Origin of the sequence: Falsiroseomonas oryzae (assembly GCF_027856955.1) — a bacterium.
GTDB classification, from domain to species: Bacteria; Pseudomonadota; Alphaproteobacteria; order Acetobacterales; family Acetobacteraceae; genus Falsiroseomonas; species Falsiroseomonas oryzae.
Genome location: NZ_JAPSMD010000053.1, coordinates 1 through 21242 on the forward strand (window position 1 = coordinate 1; position 21242 = coordinate 21242).

Annotated in this window: 21 protein-coding genes; 9 read left to right on the top strand and 12 right to left on the bottom strand. The window is 72.2% G+C overall.

The genetic code is table 11. The features are described 5' to 3' along the window. Nucleotides 1-308: hypothetical protein (locus OZN99_RS08100; RefSeq protein WP_270934698.1), on the top strand; the 308-nt coding region annotated here is incomplete at its 5' end. Between the two features lie 35 nt (nucleotides 309-343). On the opposite strand, the gene OZN99_RS08105 is transcribed toward OZN99_RS08100, so the two are convergent. The 9 genes from OZN99_RS08105 to OZN99_RS08145 all read right to left on the bottom strand — a co-directional run bounded on the left by OZN99_RS08105 (nucleotide 344) and on the right by OZN99_RS08145 (nucleotide 10441). Further along, the gene (locus tag OZN99_RS08105; protein ID WP_270934699.1) at nucleotides 344-1189 is read right to left on the bottom strand and encodes a transporter substrate-binding domain-containing protein; all 846 of its coding nucleotides are present in this window, start codon (nucleotides 1187-1189) and stop codon (nucleotides 344-346) included. Between the two features lie 104 nt (nucleotides 1190-1293). Beyond that, nucleotides 1294-2361, bottom strand: a complete 1068-nt coding sequence (gtdA, locus tag OZN99_RS08110; protein WP_270934700.1) for a gentisate 1,2-dioxygenase — start codon at nucleotides 2359-2361, stop codon at nucleotides 1294-1296. A 247-nt stretch (nucleotides 2362-2608) separates the two neighbouring features. Beyond that, complete coding sequence (locus tag OZN99_RS08115) at nucleotides 2609-3847, bottom strand: calcium-binding protein (protein WP_270934701.1); 1239 nt, start codon at nucleotides 3845-3847, stop codon at nucleotides 2609-2611. A gap of 655 nt (nucleotides 3848-4502) precedes the next feature. Continuing rightward, on the bottom strand, nucleotides 4503-5747 hold the full coding sequence (locus tag OZN99_RS08120) for a calcium-binding protein (RefSeq protein ID WP_270934702.1): 1245 nt from the start codon (nucleotides 5745-5747) through the stop codon (nucleotides 4503-4505). Between the two features lie 129 nt (nucleotides 5748-5876). After that, nucleotides 5877-6986: a helix-turn-helix transcriptional regulator gene (locus tag OZN99_RS08125; RefSeq protein WP_270934703.1), complete on the bottom strand. Its 1110-nt coding sequence runs from the start codon at nucleotides 6984-6986 to the stop codon at nucleotides 5877-5879. 97 nt (nucleotides 6987-7083) lie between these two features. Further along, nucleotides 7084-7440: a hypothetical protein gene (locus OZN99_RS08130; protein ID WP_270934704.1), complete on the bottom strand. Its 357-nt coding sequence runs from the start codon at nucleotides 7438-7440 to the stop codon at nucleotides 7084-7086. Nucleotides 7441-7604: 164 nt separating this feature from the next. Then, entirely contained in the window at nucleotides 7605-8345 is a 741-nt protein-coding gene (locus OZN99_RS08135; RefSeq protein WP_270934705.1) for an SDR family NAD(P)-dependent oxidoreductase, read from the bottom strand. Then, on the bottom strand, nucleotides 8342-9409 hold the full coding sequence (locus OZN99_RS08140; protein WP_270934706.1) for an SAM-dependent methyltransferase: 1068 nt from the start codon (nucleotides 9407-9409) through the stop codon (nucleotides 8342-8344). The genes OZN99_RS08135 and OZN99_RS08140 overlap by 4 nt, the downstream gene beginning before the upstream one ends. A 54-nt stretch (nucleotides 9410-9463) precedes the next feature. Next, nucleotides 9464-10441: a Bug family tripartite tricarboxylate transporter substrate binding protein gene (locus OZN99_RS08145; protein ID WP_270934707.1), complete on the bottom strand. Its 978-nt coding sequence runs from the start codon at nucleotides 10439-10441 to the stop codon at nucleotides 9464-9466. Nucleotides 10442-10570: 129 nt separating this feature from the next. Here OZN99_RS08145 and OZN99_RS08150 point away from each other — a divergent pair, with 129 nt between their 5' ends. Continuing rightward, the gene (locus tag OZN99_RS08150) at nucleotides 10571-11380 is read left to right on the top strand and encodes a gamma-glutamyl-gamma-aminobutyrate hydrolase family protein (protein WP_270934708.1); all 810 of its coding nucleotides are present in this window, start codon (nucleotides 10571-10573) and stop codon (nucleotides 11378-11380) included. Nucleotides 11381-11714: 334 nt separating this feature from the next. After that, the gene (locus OZN99_RS08155) at nucleotides 11715-12401 is read left to right on the top strand and encodes a fumarylacetoacetate hydrolase family protein (protein ID WP_270934709.1); all 687 of its coding nucleotides are present in this window, start codon (nucleotides 11715-11717) and stop codon (nucleotides 12399-12401) included. Between the two features lie 57 nt (nucleotides 12402-12458). Here OZN99_RS08155 and OZN99_RS08160 read toward each other — a convergent pair whose 3' ends face one another. Further along, nucleotides 12459-13091, bottom strand: a complete 633-nt coding sequence (locus OZN99_RS08160) for an isochorismatase family protein (RefSeq protein WP_270934710.1) — start codon at nucleotides 13089-13091, stop codon at nucleotides 12459-12461. A gap of 114 nt (nucleotides 13092-13205) precedes the next feature. On the opposite strand from OZN99_RS08160, the gene OZN99_RS08165 reads away from it, so the two are divergent. Together OZN99_RS08165 and OZN99_RS08170 are read left to right on the top strand one after the other, a co-directional pair. Continuing rightward, on the top strand, nucleotides 13206-14045 hold the full coding sequence (locus tag OZN99_RS08165) for an exodeoxyribonuclease III (RefSeq protein WP_270934711.1): 840 nt from the start codon (nucleotides 13206-13208) through the stop codon (nucleotides 14043-14045). A gap of 94 nt (nucleotides 14046-14139) precedes the next feature. Then, complete coding sequence (locus tag OZN99_RS08170; RefSeq protein ID WP_270934712.1) at nucleotides 14140-14853, top strand: calcium-binding protein; 714 nt, start codon at nucleotides 14140-14142, stop codon at nucleotides 14851-14853. Here OZN99_RS08170 and OZN99_RS08175 read toward each other — a convergent pair whose 3' ends face one another. After that, nucleotides 14854-15453, bottom strand: coding sequence for an HdeD family acid-resistance protein (locus OZN99_RS08175; RefSeq protein ID WP_270934713.1), 600 nt, complete (start codon nucleotides 15451-15453; stop codon nucleotides 14854-14856). 127 nt (nucleotides 15454-15580) lie between these two features. Between OZN99_RS08175 and OZN99_RS08180 the strand changes: the two genes are divergently transcribed. The 4 genes from OZN99_RS08180 to OZN99_RS08195 are packed head-to-tail and all read left to right on the top strand — an operon-like array spanning nucleotide 15581 to nucleotide 20092. Continuing rightward, nucleotides 15581-16549: a Bug family tripartite tricarboxylate transporter substrate binding protein gene (locus OZN99_RS08180; protein WP_270934714.1), complete on the top strand. Its 969-nt coding sequence runs from the start codon at nucleotides 15581-15583 to the stop codon at nucleotides 16547-16549. Further along, nucleotides 16546-17013: a (2Fe-2S)-binding protein gene (locus OZN99_RS08185; RefSeq protein ID WP_270934715.1), complete on the top strand. Its 468-nt coding sequence runs from the start codon at nucleotides 16546-16548 to the stop codon at nucleotides 17011-17013. Before OZN99_RS08180 ends, OZN99_RS08185 begins: the two co-directional genes overlap by 4 nt. Further along, nucleotides 17010-19142, top strand: a complete 2133-nt coding sequence (locus OZN99_RS08190; RefSeq protein WP_270934716.1) for a molybdopterin cofactor-binding domain-containing protein — start codon at nucleotides 17010-17012, stop codon at nucleotides 19140-19142. The genes OZN99_RS08185 and OZN99_RS08190 overlap by 4 nt, the downstream gene beginning before the upstream one ends. Further along, nucleotides 19142-20092, top strand: coding sequence for a substrate-binding domain-containing protein (locus OZN99_RS08195; protein WP_270934717.1), 951 nt, complete (start codon nucleotides 19142-19144; stop codon nucleotides 20090-20092). The genes OZN99_RS08190 and OZN99_RS08195 overlap by 1 nt, the downstream gene beginning before the upstream one ends. Before the next feature lie 9 nt (nucleotides 20093-20101). Here the strand turns inward: OZN99_RS08195 and OZN99_RS08200 are convergent. Then, nucleotides 20102-21242, bottom strand: a 1141-nt coding sequence (locus OZN99_RS08200) for a sensor histidine kinase (protein ID WP_270934718.1), incomplete at its 5' end; no start/stop codon positions are given.

Consider the following 21242-nt stretch of genomic DNA (forward strand, 5'->3'; position numbering starts at 1 on the left):
CCGAGCTGGCGCGGCTGGCGCGCGGCGCGGCCTGGGTGCTGGCGGTGCAGGAAGGCGCGACGCAGGACGTGCTGGCCGGCGCGGTCGGCGCCGGCGCGCTGGGCGGCATTCTGGCCGCGCGGCTGCTGGTGGAAAGCCTGGACTATGACGGCGACGGACGGCTCTCGCTGGCGGAGCTGCTGCAGGATCGTGGCACCGGCTTTGCCCGCGCGACGGGCACGCCGCAAGGCAGCCCGCTGCGGGTGGACGGGCTGGCCGAGGGCGCGGGGATGTTGCGCAGCCTGATCGACGGGCTGCTGGAGCGATAGAAGCGAATCGCGCGGGGGCGCCGCGCACGGGCCGCTCAGCTCTCGTCGGGCGCGACATGCACCCCGCGCAGGCCGGCGCGCCCGATCGCCCGCGCCACGGTCCCATCGCGCCGCGCCGAGGCAACGAAGCGCCCGACTTCCTGAAGTGCCTCGGGACCGCGCCCTTTCGGCACCGCGACGGCCATCCGCACCACATTGAAGCGCCCGTCCAGGATGCGCCCGCCGGTCGGCAGACGGCCCATCACGTCGTGCAGCAGATGGGCGTTCTCGCCATAGGCGTCGGCCCGACCGGAAGCGAGCACCTCGACAGCCTGGTCCGCGCCGCCCGGCACGCGGACGAGCCCGGCCATGCGAAGCGTCCGCGTGAGGAACAGGTCTGGCGCGCTCCCCTGCGGCACGGCCACGCGCACGCCGGGGCGATCGATGTCGGATGCCGCGGAGAGCCCCGATCCGGCGGGCACCAGGAAGACGTTGTCCACATGCATGAAGTCGGGACTGAAATCGAGGAACTGGCCGCGTGCCGGGTCGCGCGCCGCGAAGCCGACATCCCACGGGATCTCGGCCGACAGGCTCTCGGCGTATCGGGCCGGGTTCGCGTAGGGCACGGGCTCGAACGGGACGCCGATACGGACAGCGAGGGCCGTCGCCAGCTCGACCGAAACGCCGCCCAGAGTCCCCGCTGCGGGATCGCGGCGGACCAGGACAGGGTTCGAGACGATCAAGGCCGCCCGGAGCCGGCCGGTCGGCGCCAGACCGGCACGGACGGCATCGGCGGCACCGCGTGGCTGGGCGGAGCCGGATCGACCATGGGCGGCGAGCGCCGCCAGGAACGCCGGACCGGTCGTGACAACGGCACGGCGACGGACGGGAACGCGCGGCATGCGGCCTCCTCGACAGGCGCGACCCGGCCGCGCCACGCTGCGCCGGCGCATCCGGAACGGTCAACGCCGCCCGAGCCGTGGCCGCGCTGCGCCCGCGCCCGGCTCTACATCCTCGCTTCCCGCCACAGCCCCAGCTTCTGCTGCGCGGCCGCATCGGAATAGCCGAACAGCACCAGGTCGGACGCGGCCTCCAGAGTCAGCTCCGCCCAGGACGGGACGACCAGCAGGTCGCGCGCGGCCAGGCTGAAGTCGGTCCCGCCGACGCGCGCCCTGCCCTCGCCTTCCACCACCACGAACACCGTGGCGTCCGTCGCGCGGCGCGGCCGGGTGGCGAAGCCCTTGGGCAGCAGGCGGACATGCGCGGCGATGGTCGGCATGACCGGCCCGCCATCGGCCGGGTTCACGAATTCCAGCGCATGGCCGAGATGCGCATCGGGATCACCCGCGCGGGCCATGGCGGCCAGGCTGTCGCGCCATTCGGCATAGGGGTAGTGGAACAGCGGCAGGCTGGCGGGGCGCCGCGCCGCCGCGGTGCCGGCGAAGGGGCGCAGGTTGCGGCCGTAGCGCGCCTGCGTGTCGCCGGGCGGCGCGGTCTCTGCATGCGCCATGGCGCCGTCCGGCAGTCGCTCCGCGAAGCTCGCGGCGAAGTGGCGCACGGTCGGGATGTCGAGGCCGTCCAGCCAGATCATCGGATGGCCGCTGGTGTTGCCGTGGTCGTGCCACTGCCAGTTGGGCGTCAGCACCAGGTCGAAGGGGCGCATGATCGCCTTCTCGCCATCCAGCGCGGTGAAGGCGCCGTCGCCCTCCATCACGAAGCGCAGCGCGCATTGCGTGTGGCGGTGGCAGGGCGCGACCTCGCCGGGCAGGATCAGCTGCAGCCCTGCATAGAGGCTGGTGGTGACGGCGGAGGAGCCGGGCAGGCCCGGATTCTCCAGGATCAGCACGCGACGCTCGGCCTGCTCCGCGGTGATCAGGTCGCCGGCGCGCAGCAGGTGGCTGCGCGCGGCGTCGTAGTGCCAGAGATGCGGCCGGGCCGGCGATGTCGGCGTCGGCGTGACCAGCGCGTGCAGCACCTCCCACAGCGGGTAGAGGTGTTGCGGCGCCATCTCCGCATACAGTCCCTGGAGCAGGGCGCGGGCCTCGTTGGAGCCGGGGACGGGGGCGTCGGTCATGGGCGTTTCCTGGGCGCCGGCGGCATCGGCCCGGGCCGGCGCGTCAGCATATAGCGGAGCCCAGGCTTGGGCGGAAATCCACGAGGTGAACGGGGCTCAGCGCGCTGCCAGACGGCGCGATGCCGCGGGCGAACCGCCCGCGGCATCGGCCGTAACAACCCTGCGATGGCAGGTCGGATTCAACGCAGGGCGCCCGGCCTGCGACCGGTGGCCCGGGCGAGTCGCCTCGCCCAGGCCGCCGGCGCGGTCACAAGCCGAAGACGTCGTCGCAGAAGGGGACCGGATCGAAGCGCTCCGGTTCCAGCGGCGAGTCCACGGTCAGGTAGCAGTTCGGATCGCCGCGCAGCATGCGGACGAAGTCGTCGCGATTCGGGATCCGGAACTCCTGGCGCGTGCCCTCGCCTTCGATGAAGTCGGCGGCGGCGTTGAGGACGTAGATGAAGGTCGCGTCGGAGAGGGCGATCGCGACGTCATCCAGCAGGCCGTCATTGTCCAGCGAGATGTAGTTGATCTTGGTGACCGTGTAGAAGGCCGGGCCCTGGCCGCACAGGACGATGACGTCACCCGCATCCCAGTCGGTGATGACGTTCGTCGTGTCCGGCGCATCCTCCCGCTGGCGGAAGACGAAGCGGTCGGCACCCTCGCCGCCGGAGAGCGTGTCGGCGCCCTCGCTGGCGAACAGCGTGTCGTTGCCGGCATTGCCCGACAGGTTGTCGGCGCCGGTGCCGCCTTCGATCTTGTCGTTGCCCTCGTTGCCCGAGACGGTGTCGGCGCCGGCACCGGCCACCACGCTGTCATCGCCGAGACCGCCGGTGGCGGAATCGTCGCCATCGCCGAGGCTGGCCTGGTCGTTGCCGTCGCCGCCGCTGACCGTGTCGTTGCCGTCGCCGGAGGACATCACGTCGTTGCCGGCGTTGCCCGACATGTTGTCGTTGCCGGCCCCGCCCGTCATCTGGTCGTCGCCGTCGCCGCCCGACATGTTGTCGTTGCCGGCCTCGCCCGTCATCAGGTCGTCGCCGCTGCCGCCGGACATGGTGTCGTTGCCGTCGCCGCCGAGCATCGAGTCGTCGTCGGCGCCGCCGAGCATGCTGTCGTTGCCGTTGCCGCCGTCGAGGTAGTCGTAGCCGGTGCCGCCATCGAGGCGGTCATTGCCGTCCTCGCCCCAGACCTGGTCGTCGCCGCCGGTGGCCCAGACGCTGTCGTTGCCGCTGCCGCCGAGGATGTAGTCGGACCCGTCGCCCGGACCCTCGCGCGTGCCGTTGTCGCCGTAGATCAGGTCGTTGCCCGAGCCGCCGTCGATCTGGTCGGCGTCGTCGCCGCCATAGACCTTGTCGTTGCCGCCCATCGCGCAGATGTCGTCCGCGCCGCCCAGCGCGTAGATGACGTCGCCGAAGTCGGTGACCGGGATGTAGAATTCGGGGTCGATCCCCATGATCGGCCCGATCTGGTCGGAATTGTTCGTGCCGCGCCGAAACACGCCAGACATGGTCGTCGCCCTCCTTCGCCATGTTCACCGGATACGGAACGGTCCGCCCGGGCACCGCGACTATCGGCACGTCGTTCCGGGTCCGCGCCCCTAGCATTGGTGAGAAGATGTTCCTGTCTGATGCGCGGGCTGCCACCTGTGCGCGCAGTGCTATCAGCCGGCGCATCTGGCCCGGCATCCATGCAGACGGATGACTGCCTGCATGCAACTGACAGCGTGCAGCGGTGGATCGCGAGGCACGAGGTCGCGCCAACGCCGATGTTGGCCATCGGCCGCGGGCGACGGATGCGGGCGGCGTCACGCCAGCGATGCCGTCGCGCGCGCGGAACCCGGAGCGGGGAACGCGCGCACCGGTCAATGCGCGCCGCCGCGCGCCGCGAGGCGTCCCGCACGGCGGCATTGCGCCGGGCGCGCCTGGTCGAGACTGCGTGATCCTCCGTACGGCACGACGCCGCGGGCAAGGTGCCCGCGGCGCCGGCCGGCGATACCCTGCGACGGCAGGGCGATGCAACCGCAGGGCTGCCGGGTGGCGCGTGCCGGAACCACCGGGTCCGACAGCGCCGCGCTCGGGTCCTGGCCGGCGAGGGCGGTGGGGTCGCCTTCTGCCGGCCACGGGCGGCGCGGATCCCCGCGCCGCCCGCCGCCCCGAGCCTGGTTAAACGCCGAACACGTCGTCGCAGAACGGCACCGGATCGAAGCGCTCCGGCTCCTCCGGCGAGTCCACGGTCAGGTAGCAGTTCGGGTCGGTCCGCAGCATGCGGATGAAGTCGTCCCGGTTGCCCGCGCGGAACTCGACCCGCGTACCCTCGCCCTCCACGAAGTCGAAGGCGGCACCCAGGATGTGGATGAAGGTGCCGTCGGAGAGGGCGATCGACACGTCGTCCAGCACGCCGTCATTGTCGAGCGCGACGTAGTTGAGCTTGGTGACCGTGTAGAAGGCCGGGCCCTGGCCGCACAGGACGATGGCGTCGCCCTCGTTCCAGTCGGTGATCAGGTTCACCGTATCCGGCGCATCCTCCCGCTGGCGGAACACGAAGCGGTCGAGGTCGTTGCCCGCGCCGCCGGACAGCGTGTCGGCGCCCTCGCTGGCGAACAGCGTGTCGTTGCCGGCGCCGCCGGACAGGTCGTCGGCGCCGGTGCCGCCCTCGATCTTGTCGTTGCCCTCGTTGCCCGAGACGGTGTCCGCGCCGGCACCGGCCACCACGCTGTCGTCGCCGAGGCCGCCGGTGGCGGAATCGTCGCCATCGCCGAGGCTGGCCTGGTCGTTGCCGTCGCCGCCGCTGACCGTGTCGTTGCCGTCGCCGGAGGACATCACGTCGTTGCCGGCATTGCCCGACATGTTGTCGTTGCCGGCCCCGCCCGTCATCTGGTCGTCGCCGTCGCCGCCCGACATGTTGTCGTTGCCGGCCTCGCCCGTCATCAGGTCGTCGCCGCTGCCGCCGGACATCGTGTCGTTGCCGTCGCCGCCGAGCATCGAGTCGTCGTCGGCGCCGCCGAGCATGCTGTCGTTGCCGTTGCCGCCGTCGAGGTAGTCGTAGCCGGTGCCGCCATCGAGGCGGTCATTGCCGTCCTCGCCCCAGACCTGGTCGTCGCCGCCGGTGGCCCAGACGCTGTCGTTGCCGCTGCCGCCGAGGATGTAGTCGGACCCGTCGCCCGGACCCTCGCGCGTGCCGTTGTCGCCGTAGATCAGGTCGTTGCCCGAGCCGCCGTCGATCTGGTCGGCGTCGTCGCCGCCATAGACCTTGTCGTTGCCGCCCATCGCGCAGATGTCGTCCGCGCCGCCCAGCGCGTAGATGACGTCGCCGAAGTCGGTGACCGGGATGTAGAATTCGGGGTCGATCCCCATGATCGGCCCGATCTGGTCGGAATTGTTCGTGCCGCGCCGAAACACACCAGACATGGTGTTGCCCTCCATCGCCAATGCTGCCGGATACGGAACGGTCCGCCCGGGCACCGCGACTATCGGCACGTCGTTCGGGGTCCGCGCCCCGAGCATTGGTGAGAAGATGTTCCTGCAGAGCCTCGGCTGTCAGCCGGGCGCCTGGCCTTCGATCGGCGCGTGAGGAGCGGAATCCGAGGAGAAGACCCCCATTGCTGCGGAGGCGCCGAGCAGGCGGACGACAGCCTGCACCCGGTTGGCCGCGCGCAACCTGAAGTACAGATCGCGCAGATGCCCGTTCAACGTGTGCTGGCTGATGCCAATTCTCTTGGAGATTGCAGACGTCTCCATGCCCCGGCACAGCAGCACCGCGACCTCGGCCTGGGCGCGTGTCAGGCCGAGCGCCGCCGCCACCGTGTCCGGCGTCACGACGGTGGCATTGGGGGTGGCGGCCGCCATCAGCACGGCGGTGCGGCCGGAGCGCAGCGTGAGGGGCTGCAGGCGCGCGGGCACGGGCGCCCCGTCGCTCGGCAATCCGACCACATGCGGGCGTGCGCCCGGCACGGACGCCGCGGCCAGGGCGCGCGCGAAAGGCGAGCGAGGATCGCCGGTGCGGTCGGCGACACGGCGTCCCTGCCGCCGGAGCGGCCCGCCCTCCGTCCAGAGGGACGCAGCCGCCGCGTTGCTCCAAAGCACCGTGCCGTCCGGCAACAGCAGCAGAACCGGCGTAGGCGCGCCGCCCAGCACCTGCGCCGCCGCCATCGCCGCGGTGGACAGGTCGGAGCGACGGATCACCAGGCCGAGCGCGCCGGCGACGGCGCGCAGCACCAGCATGTCCTGGCGGCAAAAGCCGCGCGCTTCGGCGGGCCGCAGCACGTAGAGCAGGGCGGTGGTGCCGCGCACCTCGACGATCTCCGCGATCCCGGCCGCGCCGAACCCGTTGGGCTGCAACCAGCCGCTGTGAAAGCAGGAGGCGCGCAGCAGGCGGGGGGCGACCAGGTCGTCACCGCGCAGGGCCCGGCCACCGAAGGGACCCTGCAGCGCCGCCAGCCAAGGATCGAGCCGGTGCCAATGCGCGGTGTAGGGCGCCGCGGCCTCGTCGCTGAGGCCGTGTGCGGCGAGGATGGAACAGTCCGTGCCGGCGCGCACCAGCAGGAAGGCTGCGCGACAGCCCAAGCCTTCCGCGAGATCGGCCAGACAGGCCCGGACGGCGACAAGCGCGTCCGAGGCAGGGTCGAGCGCCACTTCCTGCGGATCCATGCCACTCCCCAAGCACAACGGGTCGAGCCCGCTTGCGTAAGAGGGTTAGAATGATCCGCTCGGATTACGAAGTTACATCTGAGTCGTTTTTTTCCACCTATCGGTTTTTTGATACAATCATGGCGCGTAATGCTGCCCGGATCAGGCGCAATTCCTGCGTCGCGAAAGCGGTTCGGCGGCGGACGACGAGCACAAGCTTGCGGCTTCCGGCCTCGCCGTCGCCTGCCGCGCAGCCAAGGTGCCAGTCCTCGAACGGCATCTGGGCGATGTCGCCGCCCTGGACGGCGGGAAGGGGCCAAGGCGCGCGGGCAGGCCGGCCCGCGCTGGCGAGCGCGACCACCGCGCCGTCGGGTTCCAGGGCACAGAGGCAGGCTTCCTCCCCACCCAGCCCGGCGGACAGATCGGCAAGGATCGCCGGCAGGCCGGCGGATTCGACATCGCTGGAACAGGCCATCGCGACTAGCTGCCTGTCCCGCACTTGGGCGCGACCCACATCAAGGTTCCCATCACGGGCAGGAGCATAACCGTGCACGCATCAATGGAAAAGCGGTAATTTCCTGTCATGGCCATCCGTTGAATGCCCCTGCCGGCAGGATCGAAGCCGCCGCGGCGCGCCGCTCAGGTTTCCGCCCCGCCATTCACCTGCAGCATCTGGCCGTTCACATAGGCGCCGCCCTCGCTGACCAGCATGCGCACCACCGTCGCCACTTCGGCCGGGGTGCCCATGCGGCCCATCGGGACCTTCGCGACATAGCCGGTGCGGCTGTTGGCAACGCCGGGCTGGTCGTCATCCGCCGCGATGGGGCCGGGCGAGATCGCGTTCACCGTGACGCCGGCCTTCGCGAACTCCTTGCCGAGCGACTTGGTCAGGCCCCAGAGCCCGTGCTTGGCGACCGAGACCGGGGCGCGGCCGGAATAGCCGTGGATGGCGTTCATGCCGGTGAAGTTCACGATGCGGCCCCAGCCCTTCGCGACCATCCCCGGCAGGAAGGCCTGGGACAGCCAGATCGCCGCCTCCAGGTCCACCGACAGGACGCGGCGCCAGTCCTCCGGCGTGCACTCCAGGAAGGGCTTGGCGGGACGCAGCGCGGCGTTGTTCACCAGCACGTCCACGCTGCCGAAGGCCGCCAGCGCCTCCGCGGCGATGCGGTCGCACTCCGCCTTGCTGCCCACGTCGCCCATGGCGACCAGGGCCTTGCGGCCCAGCGCGCGCACCTCCGCGGCGACCGAGTCGGCAGCGGCGCGGTCGGAGGCGCCGTTCACCACGACGTCGAAGCCGTCCTGCGCCAGGCCGAGCGCGACGGCGCGGCCGATGTTGCGCCCGGCGCCGGTGATCAGCGCGGTCCTGTTGGTGGTCATGCGGTCTCTCCCTTGGGGCCGGCGGCGCCGGCGCGGATGATCAGGCCGATCGAGGTGACGACGTGCTCGGCATGCGTCTTGCGCAGGTGCGGCGTGTCGGCCACGGGCTGCGTGCCGTCCGGCGCCGAGAAGGGCGGCAGGTCCACGAAGCCGTCCAGCACGCCGCCGCCGGTGCCGAAATCCACCGGCAGCAGCTGGTGGCCGGCCGCCGCCAGCCGCGCGCCCAGCGCCTCGATGTGGCGGCGCTGGTAGAGCACGGTGACGCCGGAGCCGAGGGTGGGGCCGGTCTCGGCCAGGTTGTACTCGGTGGTGTGCACGGCGATGCCGCCCGGGCGCAGGCAGTCCATGGCGCGCAGCACGAAGTCGAGCCCGGACTCCAGCGAGCCGAGATGCTCGAAGGCGCAGACCGACCAGAGCGCGTCGAAGCCGCCGCGGCGGAGATCGTCGGGGATCGCCGCCATGTCCACCGCACGGAAGGCGACGCGCGCATCGAAGACCTCGCGCGGCAGCAGATGCGGGTGGAACAGGTGGTCGGCACCCTCGGCATGCTGGCCGGTGCCATGCCAGATCCGGGCACGCGACTCACCGCGCGCGAGGTCGGTGGCCAGCACCTGAACGCCCTGCGCCGCGGCGAAGGCCGGCAGCAGCTCCCGCCCCACGGCGAAGCCCAGGGCGCGACGCCCGGGCGCCAGCATGCCCGCCTCCCACAGCGCCTGGGCGACGAAGCATTCCTCCCAGACCTTGCGGTGATAGAGCGGGACCATGCCGAGACGCGCGCACCAATGGTGCAGCCAGGGCGCCTCGATGTCCTCCTGCCGGCACAGCCGTCCGCCGAGGCGGACCAGCACGGGATGCTCCGGCGCCGCCACGCCGGGGCCGGCGCGGCCTTCGGCATAGGCCTGGCGGGCGAGCAGCGCGCCGAGCAGCTTGGTGTTGTGGATCGCGTGGCGCAGCTCGGGCGGCAGCGTGTCGCCGGTGCGCAGGCCGGCGGCAAGGCGCCGCCCCTGCCCGAGGATCCAGGCGGCCGCGCGCCGCAGCTGGCCGGCATTGCGCGGTGGAAGCATGGCGCCCCTTTGCCGCCGCCCGGGCGCGGCGGCAAGCAGGGGCCCCGCCCCTGGCTAGCTGTCGAGCCGGATGCCGAGCTCGCGGATCAGCGGGCGCCAGAGCGTGTTCTCGCGCCCGACGAAGGCCTGGAACTCGGCCGGCGACCAGGGGCGGTACTCGATGTCCAGGTCGCGCAGCCGGGCCGCGATGGTGTCGGACTGCATCGCGCGGATCATCTCCTCCGACAGGCGCGCCACGACCGGCGCGGGGGTCCCGGCCGGGACGCTCATGCCCTGCCAGCCATAGGCGACGGCGTCGAAGCCGAGCTCCTTCGCGGTGGGCACGTTCGGCGCCAGGCGGGTGCGGTTGTCGGTCAGCGCGACCAGGGTGCGCACGCGGTTGTCGCGGATGAAGGGGGTGCCGGTGGCGGTGTCGATCACGACCACGTCCACATTGCCGGCCAGCAGGTCCTGCATCGCCGCCGGGCCGCCCCGGTAAGGCACGTGCTCGGCCTGCAACCCGCTGCGGCGCTTCAGCAGCTCCATCGCCAGGTGGTGCGGGGAGGCGACGGCCGGCGTGCCGTAGGTCGGCGCCCGCGTGCGGGACGCCGCGCGCAGCGCGGCGAAGTCGGTCCAGGGGCTGTCGGGCCGCACCACGACATAGAGCGGGAAGAGACCGATGAAGCCGACGCCGGCGAAGTCGCGGTCCGGGTCATAGGGCAGGCGCGCATAGAGCGCGGGATTGTAGGTGAGAATGCCGTTGTCCACGTGCATCCAGGTGTAGCCATCGGCCGGGCTGCGGGCGACCGCCTCGCTGGCCACCACGGCGCCGCCGCCCGGGCGGTTCTCCACCACCACGTTCTGGCCGAGGCGCGGCGCCATCTGGCCGGCGATCAGCCGGGCGAAGGTGTCGGAGGCACCGCCCGGCGGATAGCCGACGATCCAGCGGATCGGCCGGTCCGGCCAGCTTCCCTGCGCATGCGCCGTCCCGGCCATGGCCGCCAGTCCCGTGGCGCCCAGCATGCCGGCAAGCGTTCCGCGACGTCCGATCATCCCCCGGAGCCTCCTCGTCCGCCCCCAGTTTGCGATGGGCATGGACCGCGCGCCAGCCATGCGCGACATGCCGGCGAGCGTCCGAAACGATGTCTTGATCCTGCCACATCGTCGCAGGACATTGGCAACATGCGCGCGATGGTCGGCATCTCCTGCTGCAACAAGCCCTTCGGCATCTTCGCTACGCCGAACCATGCGGCCTCTGACAGCTATGTGCGCTGCACCCTGGGCCCGGTGGGCGGGGTGCCGGTGCTGCTGCCCGCCGCCGGCGAGGCGCTGGTGCCGGAGATCCTGCCGCGGCTCGATGGGCTGATCCTGACGGGCAGCCGGTCCAACGTGCATCCCGACCACTACGAGGGCCCGGCCCATGCCGAGGGCACGCCGGAGGACCCGCAGCGCGACGCGACGACGCTGCCGCTGATCCGCGCCGCGCTTGCGGCGGGGCTGCCGGTGCTGGCGATCTGCCGCGGCTTCCAGGAGCTGAACGTCGCGCTGGGCGGTTCGCTGGACCAGCGGATCCAGGACCTGCCAGGGCGGCTCGACCATTCCACGCCGTCCGACCAGAAACTGGGACGGGTGCGTACCGGCAAGGCGCATGCCGTGCGCGTGGCGGCCGACGGGATGCTGGCGCGGATCTGGTCCGAAGCGGGCCTTGCCTGGCGGCCCGAGGGCGTCCCGGTCAACTCGCTGCACAACCAGGGCGTGAAGCGGCTGGCACCCCGGCTGGTCGCGGAGGCCTGGGCGCCGGACGGCACGATCGAGGCGGTGCGCGCACCTGACGCGCCCGGATTCGTCCTTGGTGTGCAATGGCATCCCGAATACGATTGGGAGATCGATCCGTTGAGCCGCGCCCTCTTCGAGGCGTTCGGAGCGGCGGCGAAGAGGTGGGCCGAAGGGCATCGCCCGGGGGCCGAGACGCCGCGCCTCGTCGCCGCCTGAGACTCGTCGAACCGCCTGAGGCAGCGCGGGTCAAGACTTCGCGACCAGGCTGTGAATCTCCCGATTCCGGTCCGCTTGGTCGCATTCGCCTTTTGCATGGGCACCTGTGGACGCGCTACTGTCCACAGGCCGGCCGCACTACGCCGGCGAGCGATCCGGTTCCCCTGCCGGCTCGCCCGACCATTCCGATCGGAACAATGAAAGTAGCGCCCGGTCACCCCCCTGACCGGGCGTTTTTTCGTGGGCGTCCTGGAGCCAGGCCCGGCTCACGATCTTGCGCGGCACGGCGCAGGGCGTATGAGGGCCGGGCTTTCCGCTTGGGGAACCCGTCGATATGTCCGAATTCGTGATCGCGCCGCCGAAGGTCGCCTACCTGCCCGTGAAGGGCGGCGGCAAGTTCCCGGTGCGGCGCATCTTCTGCGTCGGCCGCAACTATGCCGAGCATGCGATCGAGATGGGCTCCGACCCGACGCGCGAGCCGCCCTTCTACTTCGCCAAGCCGGCGGACGCGGTGGTGATCGACGGCGCGGACATGCCGTACCCGTCGCAGACCAAGTCGCTGCACCACGAGATGGAACTGGTCGTCGCGATCGGCACCGGCGGCGCGGACATCGCGCAGGCCGACGCGCTGAAGCATGTGTGGGGCTGGTGCGCCGGCCTCGACATGACGCGGCGCGACCTGCAGAACGAGGCGAAGAAGACCGGCCGCCCCTGGGACATGGGCAAGGGCTTCGACCACTCCGCCCCGATGGGCCTGCTGGTCAGGCACGATGGGTCCTATGACGGCTCGAAGGGCAAGATCGAGCTGAAGGTGAATGGCGTGGTCAAGCAGACCTCCGACCTGTCCAAGCTGATCTGGTCGGTGCCCGAGGTCATCTCCAACCTGTCCGGCCTGGTGCGGCTGGAGCCGGGCGACCTGATCATGACCGGCACCCCGGAAGGCGTGGCCGCAGTCGTCAAGGGCGACGTGCTGGAAGGCTTCGTCGAGGGCGTCGGCGAGGTGAAGACGAAGATCGTCTGAGGTCCGGGTCTCCCCTCCCCCGCCATGCGGGGGAGGGCGCGGCGCAGCGACCGCCCGTCAGGCGTTCCGCTTCCGCCACTCCTCGAGGTAGGCCAGCACCGTGGCCAGGTCGGTGACGTCCACGTAGCGGCGGCCGATGTCGCGCAGGTTGTCGCGGTGCGGTTGTTCCTCGATGTCGCCGACGCAGTCCTCCGGCACGATCGTCCGGTAGCGGTGGCTGAAGCTGTCGATCGCCGTGGCGCGGATGCAGCCGCTGGTGTTGCAGCCCGTGACGATGACGGTGTCCACCCGTTCCTTCGCGAAGTAGTCCGCGACCCCCGTGTTGAAGAAGATCGACGGCCCCTTCTTGCACACCGTCAGGTCGTAGGACGGGTCGTGCACCCGGGGGTCGATCGGCGCGCTCGGGTGGTCGTGCCGGAAGGTCTCCCGTACGGCGGAGATCTTCCAGTACGGCATCTCCCGCTCGTTCATGTAGGCGGTGTTGCAGGAGGCGACGGGCACGTCGTAGCGGCGCGCCACGTCCAGCAGGCGGCGCGTGTTCTCCAGCGCGCGCAGCACCAGCGGGGCGCCGCCCAGCGGATATTGCGGGTCGGTGAAGGCGATCATGAAGTCCACGACGACGATGCCGGGCTTCTGGCCGAAGCCGACCCCCACGCTGCCGTAGCTGCGTCGCTGGTAGTCGTCGGACATGGCCGGTCTCCGCCGCACGGGTACGGGGCCGACGATGCCGCCTGCGACGGAGCGTCACAAGGGCAGCGCCGCGGGTGATTCCGCCCGGCATCGTTCTGCCCTATGCGGGGGGTCATGCCCCGCCGCCCCTCGCGCAAGCCGCTCCGCCTCGTCACCTGGAACATCAACTCCGTGCGGCTCCGCCTGCCGCTGCTGCAGGACCTGGTCGCGCAACTGGAGCCCGACGTGGTCTGCCTGCAGGAGACCAAGTGCCCGGACGAGCACTTCCCGCACGAAGGCGTGGCCGCGCTCGGCTTCGCGCACCGGGCGGTGCGGGGGATGAAGGGCTACAACGGCGTCGCCATCCTCTCGAAGCTGCCCTTCGCGCTGCGCAACGGGCAGGACCCGGACTGGTGCGGCAAGGGCGACTGCCGGCACATCGCGGTGGAGCTGGACGCGCCCGGCGGCCCGCTGGAGCTGCACGACTTCTACATCCCGGCCGGCGGCGACGTGGCGGACCGCGCGGCCAATCCGAAATTCGCGCACAAGCTGGATTTCGTGGCGGAGGCGACTGCCTGGTCCGCGCAGCGCCACGCCGCCGGCGGCTTCCGCCGCAGCGTGCTGGTCGGCGACCTGAACATCGCGCCGCTCGAGCATGACGTGTGGAGCCACAAGCAGCTGCTCGACGTCGTCTCCCACACGCCGGTGGAGACCGAGGCGCTGACCGCCATGCAGCGCGCCGGGGAATGGCACGACGCGCTGCGGCACTTCGTGCCTGCGGACCAGAAGCTCTACACGTGGTGGTCCTATCGGGCGGCCGACTGGCGCGCCTCCGACCGCGGGCGGCGGCTGGACCATGTCTGGGTCTCGCCGGACCTGGCGGGGGGGCTGCGCAGCCACCTCGTCCTGAAGGATGCGCGGGACTGGGAGAAGGCATCGGACCACGTGCCCGTGCTGGTCGAACTGGCCCCTTAGCAACTCACGCGCTGGTGTCGGGCGCGCCCGAGTTCGTGAGCACTCCGACCCCAAACGGTAGATAGTATGCGATCCATCTTCGAGGGGATGGATCATGATCCTGCGGACCGGCGCATCAGGCGCGGACACGCTAACCGGCACGCCCGCCGACGAGCAGATCCTGGGTGATCCGCCCGGCACCGTCCCCGGGCCCGGCAACCTGATCGCGGCCGGCGGCGGGCATGACCTGGTCTTCGCCGGGTACGGCGCGGACACCGTGGCGGGCGGCGCGGGCAACGACACGATCTACGGCAGCGGCACCACCTCGGCACCGGGTGGCGCCGCGGCCTTCCTGGCGCGCGACGACCTGGCGGACCGGCTGGATGGCGGGGCGGGCGACGACGTGATTCTGGGCGCCGGCGGCGACGACACGATCAATGGCGGCCTTGGCGACGACCTGCTGCACGGCGACTGGGGCAGCGACCGGCTGACCGGCGCCGCGGGCGACGACACGCTGCATGGCGGTCTCGGCGCCGACCGGCTGGTCGGCGGCGCAGGCAACGACATCTTCGCCTTCGGCATGGTCGCCGCGCCGGGCGCCTTCGGCTTCGAGGCCGGCAGCGGCGCCGGGCGGGATGCGGTGCTGGACTTCACCCCGGGCGAGGACAAGCTGCGCTTCGAGGCGATCTCGCCGGCTGCCGTCACCTGGCGCGTATGGAGCGAGGGCACCGGCATCATGGTGACGGTCGCCGCGCCCGACGGCACGAGGGGCGAGATCTGGCTGCCCGGCGTGGCGGAACTGACCGCGGCGGACCTGATCTTCGGCTGATCAGGCCGCCGCGGCAGGCCCGTGCGGGTCGTTCGCGACCCGCCGGAGCCGCCAGCCGAACACCAGGAACAGCACGCCCATCACGATCGATTCCAGCGCGACGATCCAGATCAGCGCGAGCAGCCCCGGGCCCGGCGCGGCGATCAGCCAGATGCCGAGCAGCACGGAGAGCGCGCCGAGCAGCCCCATCGCCCAGTCGCCTGCGCGCCAGCCCAGCACGATGCGCAGCACGCCGACGGCCATCGCCCAGGCGCCGACCATGATCACCAGCGTGATCGCCGACAGTCCCGGCATGAACAGGACGACCGCGGCCAACAGCAGCGAGGCGACGCCGTCCAGCGCGAGCCAGGTGCGGGAGCGGTGGCGCCCGGTCAGGTCCGGCCCGCCGCGCGCCGCCTGCACCAGGGAGGCGATGCCGTCCACCGCCAGCCAGGCCGCCAGGAAGGCGAGGATCACCGCCAGCCCCGCGCCCGGGGCGAGGAAGACGACGATCCCGAACAGGATCCCGACCACGCCGCGCAGCAGGAACAGCCACCAGCCGCCCGCCAGCGCCCGGATCGCGGCGAACCGTCCCGCCGTGTCATCCGTCGTCACGCTCATCGCCGACCTCCTCTCGGCGGCCCGCGCCGCCTGCACTATAGAGGCGCAACGCGGCGGGGGGCGCCAGGGGTTGCCGCATGGCGGCTCCGTGCCGACCTCCGCCGCCAACGAGATCCAGGAGAGAGCCATGTTCCGACGCCGGGAGATCCTTGCCAGCGGTGCTGCCGTGCTGGCGCTGCCGGGTGTGGCGCGCGCGCAGGCGCCGTGGCCGCAGCGCCCGGTGCGCATCGTGGTGCCCTTCGGCCTGGGCGGGTCGGCCGACGTCGCCGCGCGCTTCCTGGCGGAGCCGCTGCAGCAGTCGCTCGGCCAGCCCTTCGTGGTGGAGAACCGGCCGGGCGCCGGCGCGGTGATCGGCACCGACCTCGTCGCGAAGTCGCAGCCGGATGGCTACACGCTGCTGCTGATGTCGAACACGCACACCGCGAACGAGACGCTGATCCCGAACCGGCCCTACCGGCTGATGACGGACCTGGCGCCGGTGGCGTCGATCAACATCGCCCACCACGTGCTGGCGGTACATCCCTCGATCCAGGCGCAGACCCTGCCGGAGCTGATCGCGCTGCTGCGCGCCAATCCAGGGCGGTTCGATTACGCCTCCTCCGGCCCCGGCACGCCCTATCACGTCGCGGGGGAGGTGTTCCTGGCGATGGCCGGCGCGCAGGCGACGCATGTGCCCTTCCGCGGATCGAACGAGGCGCGCACCGCGCTGATCTCCGGCCAGGTGCCCATCATGTTCGACGCCATCCCGACGATGCGCGAGCAGATCGCCGGCGGGCGCGTGCGCGGCCTGGCGACCACCGGGCCGCAGCGCAGCCCGCTGATGCCGGAACTGCCGACGGTGGCCGAGGCGCTGCCGGGCTACGAGGCCTCGATCTGGCTGGGCCTGATGGCGCCCGCCGCCACGCCGCTGCCGATCCGCGAGCGGCTGAACGCCGAGGTCAACCGCATCATGGCGCTGCCGGCGACGCGCGACGCGCAGGCCCGCGCCGGCGCGCAGCCGATGAGCATGTCCATCGCGGAGTTCGACGCCTTCCTGCGCGCCGACATCACGCGGCAGGCGGAATACGTCCGCATGGCGCGCATGACGCCGACGTGAGCGTCGCCTTCACGCTGAACGGCGCGCCCGTCGCGCCGGACATCGAGGACGACGCGCCGCTGCTGGCGGCGCTGCGCGGGCCGCTCGGCTTGTCCGGCCCGCGCTTCGGCTGCGGCGCGGAGCAGTGCGGCGCCTGCGTCGTGCTGCTGGACGGCGCGCCTGTCTTCGCCTGCAACCTGCCGGTCTCGGCGGCAGCAGGGAAGCGCGTGGAGACGGTGGAGGGGCTCGGCACGCCCGACGCGCCGCATCCGCTGCAGCGCGCCTTCCTCGACCTGCAGGCCGGGCAGTGCGGCTACTGCCTCTCCGGCATCCTGATGGCATCCGCCGCGCTGCTGCGCCGCGTCCCGCGCCCGACCGAGGCGCAGGTACGCGAGGCGCTGGAGCCTCATCTCTGCCGCTGCGGCGCGCACAACCGCATCCTGCGCGCCGTGCTGCGCGCGGCGGAGGACATGGCACCCGCATGAATCTCGCCTTCAAGGGGCCGATGGACGACGGCAAGCCGAAGCTGCCGGGCAGCCTGCACGTCAACCGGCGGCTCGACACCTGGCTGGCCTTCCATGCCGAGGGCCTTGTCACGATCAGGCCCGGCAAGGTGGAACTCGGGCAAGGCATCCTGACCGCGCTGGCGCAGATCGGCGCCGACGAGCTCGACGTGGCGCTGGCGCGCATCCGTATCCAGCCGGCGGCGACGCCGGACAGCCCGGACGAGGCCGTGACATCGGGCTCGCTCTCGGTACAGGAAAGCGGGATGGCGCTGCGCCATGCCTGCGCCGATGCGCGGCGCATCTTCCTCTCGGTCGTGGCGCAGCGCACGGGCGTGCCGGCGGAGGAGATCGCGGTGCGCGACGGCGACTTCCTCGCGCCGGACGGTCGCGTGCTCGGCTCCTACTGGGCGATGGCCGACGATGCGCTGCTGGCCGAGGAGGCTTCGCCCGAGGCGAAGCCGAAGCCGCCGACGGAACGCCGCATCGCCGGCGGATCGGCGCCGCGGCTGGATCTGCCCGACAAGGTGTTCGGCGCGCCGCGCTACATCCACGACCTGCGGCTGCCGGGCATGCTGCATGCGCGCATCGTGCGACCGCCCTCGCGCGGCGCCGTGCTGCGGGAGGTGCGGGAAGGTGCGCTGCCCGGCGGCACGACGGTGCTGCGCGACGGCAGCTTCCTCGCCGTCGTCGCCGCGCAGGAGCACCACGCCGAGGCCGCCGCGGAGCGCGTCGCGCGCCGCGCCACCTGGGAGGAGCGCGACACGCTGCCCGACGAGGGCGCGCTGGAGGCGTGGCTGCGCAGCGCGCCGCGCGAGAGCAGCGTCGTGACGGAGCGTCAGGCCGAAGCGCCGGCGCCGGCGCACCGTGTCTCGGCGGCGTTCTTCCGGCCCTTCCTGGCGCATGGCTCGATCGGACCGTCCTGCGCGGTGGCGCGCTGGGACGGCGCGACGATGGAGGTCTGGAGCCACAGCCAGGGCATCTACAACCTGCGCACCGACCTGGCGAAGGCGCTGCGCCTGCCGCCCGACTCGATCCTCGTCCGCCACGTCGAGGGTGCCGGCTGCTACGGTCACAATGGCGCGGACGACGTGGCGCTGGACGCGGCGCTGGTGGCCCGCGCGCATCCGGGACAGCCCGTGCGCGTGCTGTGGAGCCGCGCGGACGAGCTGGGCTGGTCGCCCTTCTCCCCGGCCATGCTGGTCGAGGTCGAGGTGGAGGCGGATGCGCAGGGCACGCTGACCGCCTGGAAGCAGGAGGTCGTCTCCAACGGCCATTCGGGGCGCCCCGGTCGCGGCAAGGAGCCGACGCTGCTGTCCGCCTCGATGATCGCCGATCGCTTCCCGGTGCCGCTCTCGATCAACCCGCCGCTGGCCGGCGGCGGCGGCGCGCAGCGCAACGCGGTGCCGCCCTATCGCGTACCGGCGCTGCATGTCGGGCTGCACCGCGTCATGGACATGCCGATCCGCAGCAGCGCGCTGCGCGGCCTCGGCGCGCTGGTGAATGTCTGGGCGATCGAGAGCGTGATGGACGAGCTGGCCGCGCTGGCCGGCGAGGATCCGCTGGCGCACCGGCTGCGCCACCTGGACGATGCGCGATCCCGCGACGTGCTGGACCGCGCCGCGCGGATGGCCGGCTGGGCCTCGCGACCGAAGCAGGAGGGAAGCGGCTACGGCCTGGCCGTCTCGCGCTACAAGGGCACCGGCGCCTGGTGCGCCGCCGTGGCGGAGATCGAGGCGGCGGAGCGCATCTTCTGCCGGCAGCTCTGGCTGGCCTGCGACGTGGGCGAAGCGATCAACCCTGACGGCATCGCCAACCAGATGGAAGGCGGCGCCATACAGGCGACCTCGATGTGCCTGCTGGAATCGGTGCGGCACGACACACGCGCCGTCACCTCCGATGCCTGGGAACGTTACCCGATCCTGCGCTTCTCCGAGGTGCCGCAGGTCCAGGTGGAGATCATCGACCGGCCGGAAGCGCCGCCGCTCGGCGCCGGGGAGGCGAGCCTCGGCCCCACCATCGCGGCGATCGCCAATGCCATCGCGGATGCGCTCGGCGTGCGCCTGCGGCATTGGCCGTTCACGCCGGACAACATCGCGAAGGCCGCCTGATGCTGACCCTGGCCAGCACCCTCTCCGACCGTACGCGGCCCATCCACGACGGGCGTGTGACGGTGGAGGGCTTCGACCTGCGCTTCGTCGGCGGCGAGCCGGAGGAGCTGTTCCGCACCGCCATGCGGGAAGCCCGGCACGAGATCACCGAGCTCTCGATGGCGAGCCACATCCTCTCCGTCGCCCGCGGCGACAGCCGCTACATCGGCGTGCCCGTTTTCCCGTCCCGCGCCTTCCGGCACGGCGCGATCTATGTGCGGACGGACCGCGGCATCGCGCGGCCGGAGGACCTGGCGGGTCGCACCATCGGCACCCCGGAATACCAGCAGACCGCGGCGCTCTGGGTGCGCGGCATGCTGCGCGAGCAGCACGGCGTGGACACGCGTGGCATCGCCTGGCGCTCGGGCGGGGAGCGCACGCCGCTCTCGCTGCCGCCCGGCCTCGACATGCAGGTGATCCCCGAGGGCGAGACGCTGGAGGCGATGCTGGCCGATGGCAGGCTGGACGCCTTCGTCGGGCCGCGCCCGCCCGCCTGCTTCCTCGACCGCACGGCCCCGGTCGCCCGCCTCTTCGCCGACACCCGGGCGGCCGAGGAGGCGTATCTCCGCGCCACCGGCTTCTTTCCGATCATGCACTGCATCGCCATCCGCCGCGACGTGGCGGAGGCGCATCCCGGCCTCGCCGCGGCGCTGCACCGCGCCTTCGCGGCCGCCAAGGCGCAGGCGCTGGCGGAACTCGCCATGGTCAACGTGCTGCGCGTCTCCCTGCCCTGGATCGCGCAGGAGGCGGCTCGGCAGACCGAGATCATGGGCGGCGATCCCTGGCCCTACGGCTTCGCGCGCAACCGCGACGAACTCGCCGCCATGTGCCGCTATGCGCTGGCGGACGGCCTGACGGCGCGCGATGTCGCACCGGAGGAGCTGTTCCACCCGACGACGCTGGGCCTCTGACCGCCGGCGCTACGCGGCGACGCGCGGCAGCAGCGTGCCACCCGGGCGGAAGGCGATGGTGGCGCGCAGCCCCGCCGGGTCGAAGACCAGCTCCGGCCTGGCGCCGCTGCCAAGGTCCTGGCGCAGCGCCTGTTCCAGCAGCCGCGTACCGAACCCCCGGCGCGGCGCGACCGGCGGCACGTGAGGCCCGCCCGATTCCACCCAGCGCAGCTGCACGATGCCGTCGGGGCCGAGGGTCCAGTCGAGCCGTACCGCCCCTTCCTCCCGCGTCAGCGCGCCGTATTTGGCGGCGTTGGTCGCCAGCTCGTAGAGCGCCAGCACCAGGGCCTGCGCCTGCGTCGGGCGCAGCATCACCTCCGGGCCCGGCTCGACGACCAGCCGCGCATCATCCAGCCATGGCGACAGCCCGGTCTGCACGACAGCCTGGAGATCGGTCTCACTCCAGGCATGGGCAGTCAGCAGGTCGTGGGCCCGCGCCAGAGCGCGCAGCCGCTCGCCGAAGCTGCGCTCGAAGCCGACGGAATCGTCGCCCGCATGGCGCAGCGTCTGGCGTGCGATGGTCTGCACCGTGGCCAGGCAGTTCTTCACGCGGTGGTTCAGTTCCTTCACCAGCAGGTCGCGGCCGGTCTCGGCGCGCGCCCGCTCAGTCACGTCTTGCACGGTCGCGCTCACCGCCTCGATCCGGCCGGTCACGTCGCGCACGGGGTGGCAGGAGACGAGCAGGTGCCGCGTGTGGCGCAGCGTGCCGGCCGCCTCCATCGCCAGTGGGGCGTCCACCACCGGCCGTCCTTCGCGCAGCACCTGCGCCTGGCCCGCCTCGATCGCCTCGGCCAGCGGCGGCGGCAGCACGTCCGCGGCGAAGCGGCCAGGCAGGTCGCCCGGCGGAAGGCCGGAGAGGTTCGCCAGGCGCAGATTGGCGCTGAGCAGCCGCCCGCGCGCATCGAGCAAGGCCAGACCGACGGGAATGGTGTCGCAGATCGACCGCAGCTCCGCGAGGGCCTGTCGCGCCTCCATCTCGGCCGCCGTCGGCGCGGCATGGTCGATCCGCTCGGGCGCCCTGGCCCGCAGCCGCGCACCGCGCCGCGCGAACAGCCCGACCAGGGCGCCGATCCCGGCCCCGCCCAGCCCGGCCGTCGCGAGCGCCATGCCG